The sequence below is a fragment of the Pseudophaeobacter leonis genome (assembly GCF_002087335.1).
Lineage (GTDB): Bacteria > Pseudomonadota > Alphaproteobacteria > Rhodobacterales > Rhodobacteraceae > Pseudophaeobacter > Pseudophaeobacter leonis.
The window spans coordinates 24,070-40,963 of sequence record NZ_MWVJ01000015.1 but is presented as its reverse complement, the minus strand read 5'-3'; the positions used below and the strand labels follow the sequence as shown (position 1 = coordinate 40,963).

Here is a 16,894-nt window from a genome sequence, read left to right as displayed (position 1 = left end):
CCGATTGCGCATTAGCGGGTGTCGAGCAGGTTCCCCTTGCTCGACACCACATCAAGAGTACTGCCAGCAACCACCGGAGCGGAGCTTGCCCCACCGGGCACCTGATGCTCTGCGCAAGGCTGCCGTCACGGGGATCAAAGAAGCGCAGCTGCCCATCGTTAGAGGCCACCACAAGCTGCCCGCCCGCCAGAACTGGGCCATAATGGGCGACAATGGCCCCACGCTTACCGGGCTTGTCTTTGAGATATCCGGGCAGATCGACGGCCCCAGAGGATTTCGCCGCTGTCCGCCTTCAGCCTCAGCAGCTGATTTCGGTCACTGATCTGGAACAGGCTGTCGCCTGCGGGCCAGACCGGGCCAAGAGCCCCTTCTTGCGCGGTCCAGAGCCGGTCGCCACTGGCGACATCAAAGGCAACGGTGCGACCAGAGTGATTGCCGACATAGGCGCGCTGGCCAACAAGCACAGGAGAGCCGGTCACATCGCTGATCCGCGCCAGGGTTGATCCTGTACGCTGTCCTGACACAGACGCACTCCAGCGTCGCAGCCCACCACGCCGGAACGTGGCCACCAGATCGCCCGAGCCAAAGGCAAAGATCGCCAGATCCTTGGTCACAACCGGTGCGGGTGCTCCCAGCACATTTGACGGGCTTGGTGTGCCTTCGATCTGCCAGGCAATCCGGCCATCACGCGCATTCACCGCCCAGCCGGTATCGTCACCCGCGACCAGATAGACCAGTCCGTCGCGCACGGTCGGCTCGCCAGAGCCGGTCGCGTCAAGCTCTTGGCGCCAAACCTGTTTGCCGGTTGCCGCCTCCAGCGCCGTCAAGACACCGTAGCCAGAGGACACGTAGAGAACGCCATCCTCATAGGCCATACCGCCGCCGGTGGCCTGACCTTCATCGTCGCGCGCCGGCAGCAGATCGCTCTGCCAAAGAACCTGGCCAGCAGGAGACACAGCAGAGACCCGCGCCGCGCTGTCCATGGTGTAAATCCGTCCTGCAGCCACCACGGGACTCGCGGTAATGCGCTGCCTGCGACTGTCTCCGGCACCAATCCGCCCCGCCCAGGCCAGTCGCGGCGATGGGCTCAGGGCGGGATGTGAGGTGCGGTGTTTCGGGTCACCATGGCCCTGCGCCCAGGAGGCGTTGGACACCTGCCTTGGCAGCGATATGGCCACTGACTGGTTCAGCACGTCGAGATCTACGTCAGGCCGGATCGCTTCGCGCTTGCCCGGCAAGATCACTTCGGGCTCGGTGCAGGCGGAAAGCCCCAGCGCCAGGGCGCTGCTGCATAGCAGGACCCGAACCAAAGAAAAGGAGTTAGCTGCCGTCATTACCCTGCCCCGTACTCATAGTTTTTGCCGCTTGTCTTTGCCGCAAGTTGACACCGCGGTTTTGCTGGCGGTTTTCTTTATCCTTCGGAAGTCGCAGCCTGATCCGGCACGCCACCCAGAGCCACAATCACTTGCGTGGCCCGTTCTTTCAAGTCCGCAGTCACGCCTGCGTCTTCGACAATCATCTGCAGGCGCGCAATCGCCGCCTCCGGGGTGCCCCCTTCGATATCAATCAGCGCGACCTGTTCTGATGCGAGCAGCGCCAGCGGCGCCCCCGGTTGCGCCAGCGCTTCAAACTGCAAACGACGCTCGGCACTGCTCAGGCTCTGCTGTTGCAGCCCCAGCGCCTTGAAACTGGCAATGTGACGATAGATCAGGGGCAGCTCGGTGTTGAGGGCGAAAGCTCAAGGCGCGCCACGGCCGCCTCGATCTGGTCGGTATTGGACAGAGCCCCCGCCTGCAGCATGGCCAGAATCGCAGCCCCACCGGGTGTTTCAGCCGTAACCGCGTCCAGGCCCGCAGCCCGCGCCGCTGGGTCATCGGCTGCCAAAGCAGCAACAATGCCATCGCCAAGCGCCTGAGATGCCGCCATGTCCTGTGCGTTGCTATACTCGCGGTAGGCCGCGCCGCCAACGATCAGCACAACCGCAAGCCCGCCAATCCAGCCATAGCGTTTTAGCATCACGAACAAACGATCGCGCCGGACCTCTTCGGTCACTTCATCGATAAAGCTGTCAGTGTCGCTCATGGTATATGTCCCTGAAGTGCCATCCTGCTGCCGAAACCGGAGCCAGAAATTATTCCTCTTTTGCCTCTCATATCCTGCCTGTTGCATCAAGCCAAGTGCCCGATTGCGGGCAGAATCTGCGCACGGAGCCACATTTTCGCAAGATTTTCGCAAGAAATGTTATCTGAACTGTTCCGTTTAGTATGGACAATACATAGATCACCACTATCAGTTCACATCAGATCTGGCGGGATCTCCGGTGTGTTTGGTCACCATTGATTACCAAATTGAGACGACGAGAGATTGTTTTGAAAGGCCCGAGATGAGACTGATCCCCCTTATTACTGCCATTTTGGTATCCCTTGGCCTGTATTTTCTGGTCATCCAGAGAGAGACCCTGCTGGCCTTTGCCCGTGTGAAGATTCTGAACCCACATCCAGGTCAGTCTCTGTTGACGCAGGTGACGCCGCAGGCCAGGGCGCTGCCGCCATGACCGCAGCCCAGGCTAAGCAGCTAGCAGAAAACCGCATCGGCGTTGTTGCGCTGCACAGTCAGGCCCAGCCCTTTGACAGCGCTGTGATCCTGCGCGGCATGACCCAAGCGGTGCGTCAGGTGGATCTGCGCGCCGAGACCTCCTCGACAGTGATTTCCGAACCCCTCCGCAAGGGCAAACAGGTCTCCGCCGGCGATGTGCTGTGCAAACTGGATCCAGGCACCCGCCCTGCTGCCCTGCTGGAAGCCCAGGCCCGTCTGACAGAAGCGCGTGCAAACATGCCCGTCTCAGAAGCGCGCCTGGACGAGGCCAACGCCAAACTGAGCGAAGCCAAGATAAACCTGACCGCTGCCCAGAAGCTATCTGAAGGCGGCTACACCTCAGAGACCAAACTTGCCGGATCCAAGGCCGCTGAACGCGCCGCCGTGGCGGGGGTTGCCAGCGCCAAAGGCGGGTTGGAAACGGCACGCGCCGGAATTGAATCCGCAATTGCCGCTGTGGGCGCTGCCCATAAGGAACTCGAGCGTCTGACCATTTCCGCACCCTTTGACGGCCTGCTCGAAAGCGACACTGCCGAGCTGGGCAGCCTGATGCTACCCGGAGATCACTGTGCCACAGTGATCCAGCTCGACACTATCAAAGTGGTGGGGTTTGTGCCGGAAACCCAGGTCAATCGAGTCGCATTGGGCGCCATGGCCGGGGCCGAACTGGCCACTGGCGCGCGGGTGCAGGGCCGGGTCACATTTGTCAGCCGCTCAGCGGATCAGGCAACGCGCACCTTTGAAGTTGAAATCTCTGTCGCCAATCCGGACCTGGCAATTCGAGATGGCCAAACGGCGGATATTGCCATCTCAGCACAGGGCGCCAACGCGCATAAGCTGCCGCAATTGCCCTGACCCTGAACAATGACGGGCAATTGGGCGTCCGGATTGTCCGCGAAGATCAGACAGCCGGATCTGTCGCCGTAGAGCTGCTGCGCGATGAGGCGGACGGGATCTGGGTCGGCGGCCTGCCCGATAAGGCGGATGTGATCATCATGGGCCAGGACTTTGTTGTCTCAGGTGTTGCTGTGGCCGCCACTTACCGCGAGGCCGCACAATGACCGGTGTCGTCGCCTGGGCCGCCAATCGGGCCCGTATGGTCATTGCCTTCATTCTGATCTCTATTCTGGTTGGCGGCTTTGCTTATTCCAGCCTGCCAAAAGAAGGCGAGCCGGATATCGAAATTCCGGCCCTCTTCATCTCGGTGCCTTTCCCGGGCATCTCGGCCGAGGACTCTGAGAGCCTGCTGGTCAAGGTGATGGAAACCGAGTTGGCCGATCTGGACGGGCTCGACAAGATGAGCGCGACGGCCGCTGAAAACTATGCCGGCGTCGCGCTTGAATTCGACTTTGGCTGGGACAAGACCGCTGTGATGGCGGATGTTCGCGATGCTATGGACCGGGCCGAGGCCAGCTTCCCCGATGGGGCGGAAACCTATTCGCTGAACGAGATCAATTTCTCCGAATTTCCAATCGTCATCGTCAACCTGACGGGGGCTGTGCCGGAACGCACCATGGCCCGCATTGCCAAGGAGTTGCAGGACGATATCGAATCGCTTGATGCCGTTCTTGAGGCTGGCATTGCCGGCAACCGTGATGAGATGGTCGAGGTGGTGATCGACCCGCTGCGTCTGGAATCCTACAACATCACCGCGGTTGAACTGATCAATGTTGTGCAAAACAACAATCAGCTGATTGCTGCGGGCGAAGTGGAAACGGAACAGGGCACATTCTCGGTCAAAATCCCGTCCTCGTTTAACGACGTACAAGACATCTACGGGCTGCCCGTGAAAACAAACGGCGACCGTATTGTCACGCTGGGTGAGCTGGCCACCATCAACTTCACCTTTGAAGACCGCGCTGGAACCGCCCGGTTTGATGGCGCTGACACGGTTGCTCTGCAGGTGGTAAAACGCAAGGGTTTCAACCTGATCGACACGGTAGATCTGGTCAAAGAGACGCTTGAGGAGGCCAAGGCCAAATGGCCCGCTGAACTGCAGGCCTCGGTCACGCTGGGCACCTCCAACGACCAGAGCCGGGTTGTCGGCTCGATGGTGGGTCAGCTTGAGGGCTCTGTGCTGACGGCCGTGGCGCTGGTGATGATCGTGGTTCTGGCCTCGCTGGGCAGTCGTGCCGCCCTGTTGGTGGGGTTTGCCATTCCGACCTCATTTTTGCTGTGCTTTGCGTTCCTGGCCCTGCTGGGTGTTTCGATCTCGAACATCGTGATGTTCGGCCTGATCCTGGCGGTCGGCATGCTGGTGGATGGCGCCATCGTGGTGGTGGAATACGCCGATAAACGCATCAGTGAGGGCACAGGCCCGATGCATGCCTATGTTGAGGCGGCCCAGCGAATGTTCTGGCCGATTGTGTCGTCCACCGCGACAACTCTTTGTGCCTTTTTGCCCATGCTGTTCTGGCCAGGTGTTCCCGGCCAATTCATGGGCATGCTGCCTGTCACGCTGATCTTTGTGCTGTCCGCCTCGCTAGTTGTGGCGCTGATCTACCTGCCGGTCATGGGTGGCCTGTCTGGCCGTATCAGCCGGGTGTTTGAACATACCTCTGACGGGCTGCGCGCGATTGCGCCCTGGTGGCTGCGGGCCCTGCTGGTGCCGCCGTCCCTCTGGGGCATGTTTGCAGGGGCCATGCAGATGCTCAACGCGGGCTACCTGCTGCCCGACGGCACAGCGCCGCAGGTTGGCCTGGCTTTCGGCGGCTTGGTCTTCATTGCTTCGGCCTTTGCCGCCTCGATCACCCTAGGCGCGACCAAATTCACCCGCAAAGAACGCAGCGTCGAGGCGGGCTATCATCACACCGCCTTTGGCTATGTGATCAAATTCATCGCCGGAAACCCGGACATGCCGATCGTCACTCTGGCCGCCGTTGCCATTGGCATCAGCACGGTCTTTACCATGTTTGGCGATAACAACTATGGTGTTGAATTTTTTGTTGAATCCGAACCTGAACAGGCAACCGCCTATGTGCGCGCCCGCGGCAACCTCAGCCTCACGGAACAGGATCTGATGGTGCAACAGGCCGAACAGGTTATTCTGGCGCATCCTGCGGTGATCAACGTGTTTTCCTTTGCCGGCGAAGGCGGGCTTGATACCGGAGGCCCAAGCAACACCCAGTCGCCCGCCGATACCGTGGGACAGGTTCAGTTTGAAATCATCCCCTGGGAGGATCGCCCGACCCAGACCGAGACCTGGTTCTTTGGCCTCCTGAGCCGCGAAATCACCGCGACAAAGTTCGACGGCAATACAGTGATCGAAGAGATCAATACTGAACTGGCAAAAATCCCCGGATTCTTTGTTGAGATCAACGCGCTGGAACAGGGACCCGGCTCCGGCAAACCCATCCACCTGCGCATTCGCGGCGACAGCTGGGAGGCCCTCACAGAGGCCACTCTGACCGCCCGCGCCAGGTTCGACGTAACCCCCGGCCTCACTCTGATCGAAGACAGCCTGCCACTGCCCGGCATTGACTGGCAGATCGACGTCGATGTGGAAAAAGCAGGCCGTTACGGCGCCGATGTCGCGACGGTTGGAGCGATGGTACAGCTGGTGACCCGTGGTATTTTGCTCGACACCATGCGCGTCGACAGCTCTGACGAAGAGATCGAAATCCGGGTGCGCCTGCCAAATGAGGACCGGGTGCTGGCCACGCTGGACACGCTCAAGGTTCGTACCTCGGATGGGCTGGTGCCCTTGTCCAACTTTATCACGCGCAAGCCCGTGCCGAAACTGGCGCAAATCAGCCGTGTCGACCAGGAACGCTACTATGACGTCAAGGCCGATGTGGAACCCGGCCTTCACCGGATTGTGCAGGCGGGCTCGACTGCTGAGGATGAGGTGACACTGGCCTTCCTCAAGGCGGTTCCCGAGGGGCTGACCCCGACACAAGAGATCTTCTTTAGCGGCGCCAACGGCGTGGACTACACCCTGTATCAGCTGGTCGAGGCCGAGACCCCAAAAGCCGTGCAGGATGCTCTTGCAAGCGGGGCAAAAATCTCGCCTGTCAATGCCAACGAGCGCATTGGAGAGATCACAAAATGGCTGGAGACCGAGCCACTGAACCGGGCTGTCGCTTGGGAATGGACCGGCGATCAGGATGAACAGGCTGAATCCGGAGCCTTCCTGTCCAAGGCCTTTGCCGGGGCACTGGCGCTGATGTTTGTGATCCTGCTGGCGCAGTTCAACTCATTTTACAATGCGGTTCTGGTGCTGCTTGCGGTGGTGCTGTCCACCACGGGCGTGCTGATTGGGATGATGGTGATGCAACAGCCGTTTTCGATCATCATGACCGGGACCGGCATCGTGGCTCTGGCGGGGATTGTGGTGAACAACAACATTGTTCTGATTGATACCTATCAGGAATTCAGTCAGCATATGCCCCGGATCGAGGCCATCATTCGCACCGCCGAGGCCCGGATCCGTCCGGTCTTGCTCACCACTGTCACGACGATGGCCGGCCTGGCACCTATGATGTTCGGCATCAGCCTGGACTTCATCGGCGGTGGCTACTCCATCGACAGCCCGACCGCGCTCTGGTGGAAGCAATTGGCAACCGCCGTGGTCTTTGGCCTGGGCATTGCAACCGTCCTCACCCTGGGGGGGACGCCCTCGCTTTTGTCGATCCGGGTTTTGCTCTCGACCTATCTGAGCTGGATGGGACGGCTGCTGGCGCGCATTACAGGCGGACGCTCCAGCCGGATTGCCCAGGACATGCGCCTTGCCAAAAAGGCGCGCCGGCTCCCCACCAGTGAAATCCTCTGGGATGAATTGGACAGTGAAAATACTGCAAGCCCTGCGAAAAACTCAGCAAGCTCCCGGAGCAATCAGGGTAACAGATCGCTGCGCGCAGCCGAGTAATGCTGTTGATATCAAAAAGAAAAAGGCTCCGCGCAGGCGGGGCCTTTTTTACATTCAGGGGCCACTAGGGAACATTGGGGACCATTGGGGAGTACAGCACTCTGCCCTGAAAGACTGCCTGCAAAGACTACCTGCAAAGACTGAGTTCATGACCTGGCCTTATGGTCCTGGCCTTGCAGACCGTCTTCACGGTGAGATCAAGTGCGCCTGTGTTACGAACCCGTGTTACAAAAGCGCGTCTTCGTCGGCGCCAACCTTGGCGATTTTAACCAGCGCCACCCCTGCCCCCCCCTCGCTCGCCCCCGGGGTTCCCGGTGCAGGTTTTGCGCCCGCGGCGTATGCTGAAGAACCGCCAGAATGGGAAAGTGATCCGAGCCAATATGGTCAAGCCGGTCAAGCGAAACCAAAGTGAAATCGCCAGAACAGAACACATGGTCCAGCGGCCAGCGCAGCATCGCATATCCTGCATGAAAAGTGCTGTAGAGGCCGCGCCCGATGCGGGGATCAAGCAGCCCGCTAACCTTTTGAAACAACTGAAGTGTTGCTGACCAGGGCACATCATTCAAATCCCCCATCACCACTGTGGGTTGCGCTTGCGGATCCAGAGTTTTCGCCACCAGCAACAGCTCACCGTCCCGTTCGGCCGAGGTCGCATTCTCGGTCGGGCTGGGTGGGGCCGGATGCAGGCAATGCAGCTCAACCCGGTGTCCCGAGGGCAATAGCACCCCGGTGTGGATCGAGGGCACCGCCCGCTCGACCAGATACGCAATCCGGGGGTCGATCAGTTCAAAGCGGGAGAAAAGCGACATGCCATAGAGGTTATCCAGCGGCTGCTTCACCCGGCAGGCGTATTCAGGCCCAATGCTGTCCAGCTGCGTTTGCCACCAGTCATCTGTTTCAACCGCCAGAACAATGTCAGGCTTGCGCGCGCGGATCAGGTCAAGCAGGGGCTGTGCTGTCCTGTTGGGCGTCAAGACATTGACGACAAGAACGCTGAGTTGGTCGTCCGGCCGCAGCTGGCGCGCTGTCTGGATCTGCTTTGGAAACAAGGGCGTGTAGCGGATAACTCGACTTAGTTGCAGAACACTGCAGCCGCTCAATAGCCCGATGGCGGCGGTATTCCATGCCCCCTGCCAGCCAAAAACCACCGGATAGGCCAGCAGCACCACACAGGTCAGACCGGCGATCTGCAGCGCCGGAAACTCCAGCCCACGTACCCACCAGGACTCATTTCGGAGCAATGGCAGCAGCGTTAAAAGCGGCACAAAACAGACAAAGAAAAACACAGCCAAGTAATGCAGCACGCTCTGTATCCTCACTTATCAGTGGGTTTTTCCTGTGGAAAACTAGCCTCAGGCAACAGCCTGATCCGATTGCTGGCGCTGCCACAGATGCGCATAGCGCCCGTCACGGGCCAGCAGCGCCTCATGGCTGCCCTGCTCCACCACTTCGCCCTGTTCCAGCACCACAATGAGGTCAGCCTCTGCAACGGTAGAGAGCCGATGCGCAATTGTCAGCACGGTGCGGCCCTCGCTGGCGCGCTCCAGCGCATCCTTGATCTCTTGTTCGGTGTCAGTATCCAGCGCCGAGGTTGCCTCATCCAGCAGCAGGATTGGCGGATTTTTCAGCAGGGTCCGGGCAATCCCCACCCGCTGCTTTTCACCACCAGAGAGTTTCAGTCCACGTTCGCCGACCTGGGTGTCATAGCCCTGTGGCAGGCTGATGATGAAATCGTGGATCTGCGCATCCCGCGCCGCCTGCGCGATCTCCTCCTGGCTGGCCTCGGCTTTGCCATAGCCAATGTTGTAGCCAATGGTATCGTTGAACAGCACCGTATCTTGCGGCACCACGCCAATGGCTGCGTGCAGGCTCTCTTGCGTCACCTCGCGCACATCCTGACCATCAATGGTCAGACTGCCGCCGGTCACGTCGTAAAACCGAAACAACAGCCGCCCAATGGTCGATTTCCCCGACCCGGTAGAGCCCACAATGGCCAGCGTTTGCCCGGCACCGGCCTGCACTGACACGCCCTTTAGAATTTCACGATCGCTCTCATAGCCAAATCGCACATCCTGCAGCCGGACCTCTCCGCCGGTGACCTGCAAAACCTTGGCGCCCTTGGCGTCGCTCACATCGGCTGGCTGTTCCAAAAGATCGAACATCTCCCCCATGTCCACCAGGCTTTGACGGATCTCGCGGTACACGGTGCCAAGAAAGTTCAAAGGCACGGTGATCTGGATCATATAGGCGTTGACCATGACAAAATCGCCCACTGTCAACTCGCCGTTTTGGACACCCATTGCGGCCATGACCATAACGGCCACCAGTCCCGTGGTGATAAAAAGGCTCTGGCCAAAATTTAAAAAAGCCAGCGAATACGCAGTCTTAAGCGCCGCTTTGGCATAGGCCCGCATGGCACCATCATAGCGCGCGGCTTCCCGCGCCTCGGCGCAAAAATATTTCACCGTCTCAAAATTGAGCAGGCTGTCGATGGCTTTTTGGTTGGCATCGGTGTCTTGCTTGTTCATCTCGCGGCGCAGCTTTACCCGCCATTCGGTGATGGCAAAGGTGAACCAGACATAGAGCCCGATGGTGATGCCAACAGCTGCCAGATACCAGGCGTCAAAAAGCACCGTCAGGATGATAGCGACAAGCACCAGTTCCAGCACCAGAGGCCCGATGGAAAACAGCATAAAGCGTAGGAGAAACTCGACGCCTTTAACGCCGCGCTCAATGATCCGCGACAGCCCGCCGGTTTTGCGGGTGATGTGATAGCGCATCGAGAGGCGGTGAATATGGGTAAAGGTCTCAAGCGCCAAATGCCGTAGTGCGCGCTGCCCAACGGGTGCAAAAATAACATCGCGTAGCTGCTGGAACCCGGTGGTAAAGATCCGCGCCACCCCGTAGGCCACAGTGAGCCCAACCGCGCCCAGGGCCAGGGGCGGCACGCCTTCGGCAGCAAGGCTGTCTACCGCGCCCTTATAGAGCATAGGCGTATAGACCGCGATCAGCTTGGCCAAAACCAGCACCGCAATGGCCAGCACCACACGTTGTTTGACCCAGAGATGTTTGCTAGGCCACAGATAGGGCCCCATCCGGCGCAGGGTGCGCAGGCCAGAGCGACGTTCGTCGCTGGCAATAGAAGTCTCTGGTTGGGTCATAGCGCGCGCTTTCCTGGCTCAGGAATAGAGAGATAGGCCTCTGATGCGATGAACACCAGTGGCCAAAGGCAAAACGCGCCGCAAAGGGCGCGTCTGCCGTCTGGTCCTCGGAATTCTTCCGGCAAGATTATTCTGGCAAGATTATTCAGGGATGGTAAAGACCTGACCGGGGTAGATCAGATCCGGATTGCGAATGGCATCCTGATTGGCGGCAAAGACCCGGACATAGAGAAATCCGCTGCCGTAGCGCTCTTGCGAGATCGCCCACAGCGTGTCGCCCTTTTGCACCGTCACCGCCCGCACCAGAGGCGCGGCGGCCTCCTGCCCGGCCACATCCGTGACCGGCGGACGCAGGACTTCGGGGGCTTCGCGCTTGAACGGTGTCTCAAGACGGCTCAGAACCTTGCCTTCGGCGTTCACCTCATCAAGGCGCAGCGTGTAGACACCGGGCACCACAGCCTCCAGTCCGCCGCTCCAGCTGCCGTTGGCTGCGGCAACAAACTGCCCGGCTGCGGCGTTGTCGAGATAGACCAAAACGCGTGCATCAGCCCGGGCACGCCCTGCCAGCTGTACCTCACCACTGTCAGAATATAGCTGATGGTGTCCAGCACCACCTTGCCCTGAGGCTGTTGGGCGACGGGCTGCACCAGCACCACGCCATCCGCATCGGCGCGCAAAACCGCAACCTGCGTGGCCTCTGGCCGGGGCGCCGGTTGCTGCTCCGCCTCGGCCTCCTCCTCAGTGCTGCCCGCTAAGGTCGCATCCGGCTGGGACAGGTCGGTTGTCTCAGCAGTACGCAGATTTGTATCAGGTTCCTGCACCACATCCGTCGGCGCAGTCGCCTTTGGCGACGCTGTGGCGACACCCGCAGGGGCAACGCTGGCAACAGGCGCAGAATCTGACGGTGCATCAGAGCTTTGCTCTGCAGCAGCAGGGGCAGATTGAGCCAGCTCCTCAGCTGTGACTGTGGCTGTTGTGGTGTTTGCCGCCGCAATCTCTGCTGCGGTGTTTGCAACGGGGGCCTGAGAGGTGTCAGCAGGGGGTGCATCATTGCTGGGCGCTGCATCCGCGGTTTGCGCAGCGCTGCCCACCGGGTCACTGGAAACCTCATTACCGGTCACCTCTTCACTGGCGACCTCATTACTGGCCAGAGCATCTGCTGCCAGCCTCGCGGGTGGCTCGGTTCTCTCCCACCTTGGCCATCGCGGGCACCGGGCTCGCGGGTGCCAGGATAAAACTGCTCTCGGACAGGCTTTGCTGCCCATCGGCCTCGGCCCGCAACGAGATCACCCGTGCCGTGGCACTGGGGCGGATCGAGGTCAAAGCGACAAAATCGCCGCCGGGCTGAACGTCGACCTTTTCCAGAACTCCCCATCCAGCAGGATGGAAACCTGCACACCCTGCGCCGCACGTCCGGCAATAACCGTCTGTCCGGTTGGATCGACCCGCACCAGATCAAGCCTTGGAGCCTCAAGAACTGGGGCCTCAACCACTGTCGTCTCAGGCGCTGGCTTCGCAACAGCTGGCTCTGCAACACGAGGCTCTGCAGCACTGGGGGCGTCAAGGCCTTGCGCGTTCTGCAGGGCATCCTGGGCCTGGGCGGTTTGAGTGTCGGCAGGTTCGACGCTGGCATTGGTGTCATCCGTTTTGACCTGCGCCAGATCACCAGTCGCGGGAGCAGCAGTCGGATCTGCCGCAGCTACCTGTTGATCTGTCACTGCAGGTTCAACGGGCGAGACAGGCACCACAGCTGGAGACGGCGCAACACTGGGCGCTTCTGCCTCTGGTGTGGCGATCACAGCTGCACCGGTGTCGGCATTTGCCTCAGCCGCAGCGGTGTTTTCGGCGGACTGAGAGTCCGCGGCCTGCCCAAGTGGTGCGGCGACCTGCGGTGTCGCCACCGGTGCAGGCGGTTGGTCGTCCTGTGTTTCGCCTCCTGGCTGGATCTGTGTCACAGCGACATCACTGGCTTGCTCCGCGAGCTGATCACTGGCCGGGTCACTGGCGGGATCACTGGCCGTGTCACTGGTAACACTCGTGTCAGCAGGGTCGCTGGCATCCGGGTCGGGCTGTAGCGACAGACCCTCGGTGATCACCGGGTTCGTCGCTGACGGAGAAATCACAACCGTGCTTTCTTCTGAACTCTCCCGGTCGACAATCCGGCGCACATCGTCACTGTCGAAAACGCCCAGCCAGGCCATCACAGCACCACCAACCACGACAACTGCCGCTCCAACACCTGCCAGCGGCAAAGCCCCAAGCCCGCCTGTTCCACCTGTTGCAGCCATCTTCGTCCTTCCCTTCAGCGCGCCATCTGGTTCCGCATCGGAATCCCACTATGCGCCTGGTTGAGGCAGCCTATCAATCGCGCTATCAAGGGTCAAAACACCAGTTGTGTTTCCCCTTGATATTTCTATGAAAGGCCCCCTCATGAGCATAAAATCCGTCTGTGTGTATTGCGGATCCCGGTCTGGGGCAATGCCCGCCTATGAAAGCGCCGCCAAAAGCCTCGGAGTGATGCTCGCAGCACGCGGGCTGCGGCTGGTCTATGGCGCCGGAGATGTTGGCCTCATGGGGGTCGTCGCGCGCGCCACGCAAGAGGCCGGAGGCGAAACCTTTGGGGTTATACCGGAACATCTGGTCAGGCGCGAAGTGGGCAAGAGCGATCTCAACACCTATGTGATCACCGAGACCATGCACGAGCGCAAGAAGGTGATGCTCTATAATGCGGATGCCGTGGTTGTGCTGCCCGGCGGCCCCGGCTCCCTGGACGAGCTGTTTGAGGCCCTGACCTGGCGCCAGCTGGGGCTGCACGCCAAGCCCATCGTCGTGCTGAACGTCGAAGGATACTGGGACAAGCTGCGCGACCTCATCCAGCACATGTTGGCGCAGGGCTTTGCCGACGCCTCGCTTGAGAGTTTCATCACATGGGTCGACACCCCCGAGGCGGCACTGAGGGCCCTTGGCCACCAACCCGGCTAAAGCGGTGCTAGGTCTTGCCGGGTTCGTGGCGTGATTTGCGCCAAGCACCGACAGAAAATACGATCACGGCGGCCCAGATCAAGACAAAGGCAGCACTGTGCCAGGGGGTAAAGATCTCACCAAAAACCAGCGTTGCAACAAGGGCTTGCAGTGTTGGGTTGATGTACTGAAGCACCCCGACACTGCCCAGGGCAACCCGGCGGGCTGCATAGCTGAACAGGATCAGTGGCGCACCGGTCAGCGGACCTGCCAGCATCAGCAACCCCATGTCGCGCCCACATCCTGAAAGCCGCTGAACCCGGTGCTGGCGACCACGATCAAGGCAAGTGGCGCCAGCAGCAAAACCTCGGCGGTGACCGAGACCACCGGCCCCAGATCAAGTCGCTTTTTGACCACGCCGTAGAAGGCAAAACTAAAGGCCAGCACCAGCGATATCCACGGCGCCACCCCCAGCCCCCAGGTGAGCACAACCACAGCCGTCGCAGCCAGCGCAATGGCGAGGCCCTGTGCACGGCTGAGCTGCTCGGCAAAAAAGATCCGCCCCAGAACCACGCTGACCAGAGGAAAGATATAGTACCCCAGCGAGGCCTCGGTGGCGCGCTCGATCTGCACCGAGGTGATAAAGAGAAACCAGTTCACCGAGATCATCGCGGTCGCCAAAGCCAGCACCCGAACCTGTTTCCAGTCCCTCAGCACTCCGGCCAACAGATTGAACCGGCCCTGCAGGGCCAGTACACAGGTGAAAAAAACCGCTGACCACAAAATCCGGTGGGACAAAACCTGCATCGGCGGGATATGCGTCAGCAGCTTGTAAAAAAGCCCCGTCAGCCCCCACATTGTACAGGCGACAATCATCGCACAGACGCCTTTTGCCGCATCAGTCATTGTAGCCCCTTTGGCTTTTTTGTGGAGACCGCCATTCGCTGAAAGACGGGTCGTGTCAGCGACAGGTCGTGTCACAGACGGGCCGTATCTGAGAAAGCCCTGTCAAAGAAAGGCCGTATCAGAGAAAAGCCCGGGTTCTGAAATGATCAACGCCCGGCCAAGGACCGGGCGTTGCAAAAACAGTTTGTCTGATCCGTCAGCCTTAGCCGAGGCGCGAGGCGACGTTTTCCCAGTTCACCAGATTGTCGAGGAAGTTCGACAGGTAAGCCGGACGCTTGTTGCGGAAATCAATGTAATAGGAGTGCTCCCATACATCACAGCCCAACAGTGCAGTCTGGTTAAAGCACAGAGGGTTCACGCCGTTTTCGGTCTTGGTCACAGCCAAAGAGCCATCGGCGTTTTTCACAAGCCAGGCCCAGCCAGAGCCAAACTGGCCAGCACCGGCCGCAGAAAACTGCGATTTGAACTCGTCAACCGAGCCAAAGCTCTCAACCAGAGCCTTTTCCAGATCGCCTGGCATGGCGCTGGCGCCGGGGCCCATCATTTCCCAGAACTGATTGTGGTTCCACAGCTGGGAGATGTTGTTGAAGATACCGCTTTGCGCCACCGAGGATGCGTCATAGGTGCCGGAAATGATCTCTTCCAGCGACTTGCCATCCCACTCGGTGCCGGCGATCAGCTTGTTGCCGTTGTCGACATAGGCCTTGTGGTGCAGATCGTGGTGATATTCCAGGGTTTCTGCCGACATGCCCTTGGCGGCCAGCGCGTCATGTGCATAAGGAAGATCGGGAAGTTCAAAAGCCATATTGGCCCCCTGTCAATTAATGTTGCATTCCTGAGCAGATACATGCGGTGCGCGCCAAGGCAGGTCAAGAGCCAAGACAATAAAACCGCGCATGTGCCATGTGCAAATATGAGGGAACTCGGGATGATAGCCAAGACCTGGACCGCAGCGCGCAAGATGTTTTACCGCGCAAGAGGTTACTATGCGGGCAGCCTGAACGGCCACCCCTTTCGTCTTGATCCCTATCATTCCAAATTTTGGCGCAAGGCCGCAAGCGGCTCCTGGGAGCCCGAGACCTTTGCCGTGCTGGACGCGCATCTGGACAAATCCCACGACTATCTCGACATTGGCGCATGGATCGGCCCCACAGTGCTCTATGGTGCCGCCCGTGCCCGCCGGGTCTATTGTTTTGAGCCGGACCCCGTCGCCTTTCGCTATCTCGCCTGGAATCTGGAACTTAACAAAGTGGCGAATGTCTCGGCCTTTTCGGCCGCGCTAAGCCAGGGCGTTGGCATTGCCCGCATGGCCTCGTTTGGCGGCGAGGCCGGCGACAGTATGACCAGCCTGCTGAATGATGGCGAGCACGGATCTGATGTGATCACTCTGGGCTGGGAGGATTTCGCATCCTCTGCGGATCTGAGCCGCGTCTCACTGGTGAAGATGGACATTGAGGGGGCCGAATTCGATGTGCTGCCACATTGCTGCCCTGGCTTAAACAGCAGCGACCCGCCCTTTACCTGTCAACCCATGCGCCCTTTCTGGGCGCTGAGACCCGCCATGAGCGGATGCAGAAACTGGCAGAGCAGTTGTCCTTTTACGGGAGTTGCATAGATGACAGACAAAGCGGCAAAGGATTTGCCGCGCTAACCGCGCCCAGGGCACTGGAACAGTTTCCCACCTTCCTGTTTCACGGCTAGCACAGCCAAAAGGCGCCTTACTGCCTGACAGCGGTGCAGGGACCCGATCCGCGGATATCATTGTCTGCCCCATGAATCCGAACACTGATGGTAGAGGACCTCTTCCCAGTATTGACCCTGGCAGAGAACGTCGCGGTCAAGCTGGTGTTCCCCCGTTTGCTGGGAATATTGTCCAGCTTCCACTTCAACAGGTATTTTCCAGGCTGCAGCTCTTTAAAGCTGGTGGGCATTGGCGCTTTGTTGGTGTGATGAATGTAGCCATCATAGGCCATTGCTGTGCCGGCCTCTGGGTCAATCACATAGACCGCTTTTTTCTGCAGACCATTGCGACCTGTGTGACCCTCATAATGACATTGATACGCTGTGGGAGCTGCCATCGCGGGCAGTGTTGAGAGCACCAAAAGCGTGCCTGCCAAAAAGTTCTTCATCCATTTCCCTTTAGTGAGTGAAACTTATGTTGCAAAGCCGGACACCGGTCTGATGCCCCGCTCTTGGGTGATGTATCGTACATCTTCTGAATGCAGGCCGCATGCAACCCAGAGAAGTCTCATTTTCACCATCATACAATCAGCTCAGTATTCTGTCAGGCCAGCGTTCAGTCAGACCAGCGTTCCAATGGCCATGCCTACCAGCGGGCCAGGGTTCCGACGGGCCAGTGTTCAGTCAGACCAGCGTTCCAACGGCCATGCCTACCAACGATTGA

The 16,894-nt window shown here is 59.6% G+C and carries 13 protein-coding genes and 3 pseudogenes; 4 read left to right on the top strand and 12 right to left on the bottom strand.

What is annotated here, in order from left to right:
- Window positions 1-11: 11 nt before the first annotated feature.
- Together B4968_RS05190 and B4968_RS05185 are read right to left on the bottom strand one after the other, a co-directional pair.
- Window positions 12-1,334, bottom strand: a pseudogene (locus B4968_RS05190) (PQQ-like beta-propeller repeat protein).
- A 77-nt stretch (window positions 1,335-1,411) separates the two neighbouring features.
- Window positions 1,412-2,082, bottom strand: a pseudogene (locus B4968_RS05185) (hypothetical protein).
- Window positions 2,083-2,383: 301 nt separating this feature from the next.
- Here B4968_RS05185 and B4968_RS05180 point away from each other — a divergent pair.
- Window positions 2,384-3,656 (top strand): annotated as a pseudogene (locus B4968_RS05180) (efflux RND transporter periplasmic adaptor subunit).
- The gene (locus B4968_RS05175; protein ID WP_083097196.1) at window positions 3,653-7,462 is read left to right on the top strand and encodes an efflux RND transporter permease subunit; all 3,810 of its coding nucleotides are present in this window, start codon (window positions 3,653-3,655) and stop codon (window positions 7,460-7,462) included. Before B4968_RS05180 ends, B4968_RS05175 begins: the two are co-directional and overlap by 4 nt.
- 212 nt (window positions 7,463-7,674) lie before the next feature.
- Here B4968_RS05175 and B4968_RS05170 read toward each other — a convergent pair whose 3' ends face one another.
- The 6 genes from B4968_RS05170 to B4968_RS05150 form a co-directional block, all read right to left on the bottom strand.
- Window positions 7,675-8,766 carry an endonuclease/exonuclease/phosphatase family protein gene (locus B4968_RS05170; RefSeq protein ID WP_241525583.1) on the bottom strand — a complete coding sequence of 364 codons (1,092 nt, stop codon included), beginning with the start codon at window positions 8,764-8,766 and terminating at the stop codon, window positions 7,675-7,677.
- A 48-nt stretch (window positions 8,767-8,814) separates the two neighbouring features.
- Window positions 8,815-10,623: an ABCB family ABC transporter ATP-binding protein/permease gene (locus B4968_RS05165; protein ID WP_083097190.1), complete on the bottom strand. Its 1,809-nt coding sequence runs from the start codon at window positions 10,621-10,623 to the stop codon at window positions 8,815-8,817.
- A gap of 141 nt (window positions 10,624-10,764) precedes the next feature.
- Window positions 10,765-11,076 (bottom strand): LysM peptidoglycan-binding domain-containing protein, encoded by a 312-nt coding sequence (locus tag B4968_RS05160; protein ID WP_161492547.1) that lies wholly within the window; start codon window positions 11,074-11,076, stop codon window positions 10,765-10,767.
- Window positions 11,040-11,744, bottom strand: coding sequence for a hypothetical protein (locus B4968_RS23435; RefSeq protein ID WP_161492546.1), 705 nt, complete (start codon window positions 11,742-11,744; stop codon window positions 11,040-11,042). Before B4968_RS23435 ends, B4968_RS05160 begins: the two co-directional genes overlap by 37 nt.
- 19 nt (window positions 11,745-11,763) lie before the next feature.
- On the bottom strand, window positions 11,764-11,946 hold the full coding sequence (locus tag B4968_RS05155) for a hypothetical protein (RefSeq protein WP_083097185.1): 183 nt from the start codon (window positions 11,944-11,946) through the stop codon (window positions 11,764-11,766).
- The gene (locus tag B4968_RS05150) at window positions 11,943-12,911 is read right to left on the bottom strand and encodes a hypothetical protein (RefSeq protein WP_083097183.1); all 969 of its coding nucleotides are present in this window, start codon (window positions 12,909-12,911) and stop codon (window positions 11,943-11,945) included. Before B4968_RS05150 ends, B4968_RS05155 begins: the two co-directional genes overlap by 4 nt.
- A gap of 142 nt (window positions 12,912-13,053) precedes the next feature.
- On the opposite strand from B4968_RS05150, the gene B4968_RS05145 reads away from it, so the two are divergent.
- Window positions 13,054-13,605 (top strand): LOG family protein, encoded by a 552-nt coding sequence (locus B4968_RS05145; protein WP_083097180.1) that lies wholly within the window; start codon window positions 13,054-13,056, stop codon window positions 13,603-13,605.
- 7 nt (window positions 13,606-13,612) lie between these two features.
- Here the strand turns inward: B4968_RS05145 and B4968_RS25585 are convergent, their stop codons facing one another.
- From B4968_RS25585 to B4968_RS05135, 3 genes are all read right to left on the bottom strand, one after another.
- On the bottom strand, window positions 13,613-13,861 hold the full coding sequence (locus B4968_RS25585) for an EamA family transporter (protein WP_338153212.1): 249 nt from the start codon (window positions 13,859-13,861) through the stop codon (window positions 13,613-13,615).
- Window positions 13,861-14,490, bottom strand: a complete 630-nt coding sequence (gene rarD / locus B4968_RS05140) for an EamA family transporter RarD (RefSeq protein ID WP_338153211.1) — start codon at window positions 14,488-14,490, stop codon at window positions 13,861-13,863. The genes B4968_RS25585 and rarD overlap by 1 nt, the downstream gene beginning before the upstream one ends.
- Window positions 14,491-14,692: 202 nt before the next feature.
- Window positions 14,693-15,295: a superoxide dismutase gene (locus B4968_RS05135; protein ID WP_083097178.1), complete on the bottom strand. Its 603-nt coding sequence runs from the start codon at window positions 15,293-15,295 to the stop codon at window positions 14,693-14,695.
- Between the two features lie 123 nt (window positions 15,296-15,418).
- On the opposite strand from B4968_RS05135, the gene B4968_RS05130 reads away from it, so the two are divergent.
- A complete protein-coding gene (locus B4968_RS05130; RefSeq protein ID WP_241525582.1) occupies window positions 15,419-16,105 on the top strand; it encodes an FkbM family methyltransferase in 687 nt (228 codons plus the stop codon).
- A 103-nt stretch (window positions 16,106-16,208) separates the two neighbouring features.
- Here B4968_RS05130 and B4968_RS05125 read toward each other — a convergent pair whose 3' ends face one another.
- On the bottom strand, window positions 16,209-16,619 hold the full coding sequence (locus tag B4968_RS05125) for a hypothetical protein (RefSeq protein WP_083097175.1): 411 nt from the start codon (window positions 16,617-16,619) through the stop codon (window positions 16,209-16,211).
- Window positions 16,620-16,894: the final 275 nt, after the last annotated feature.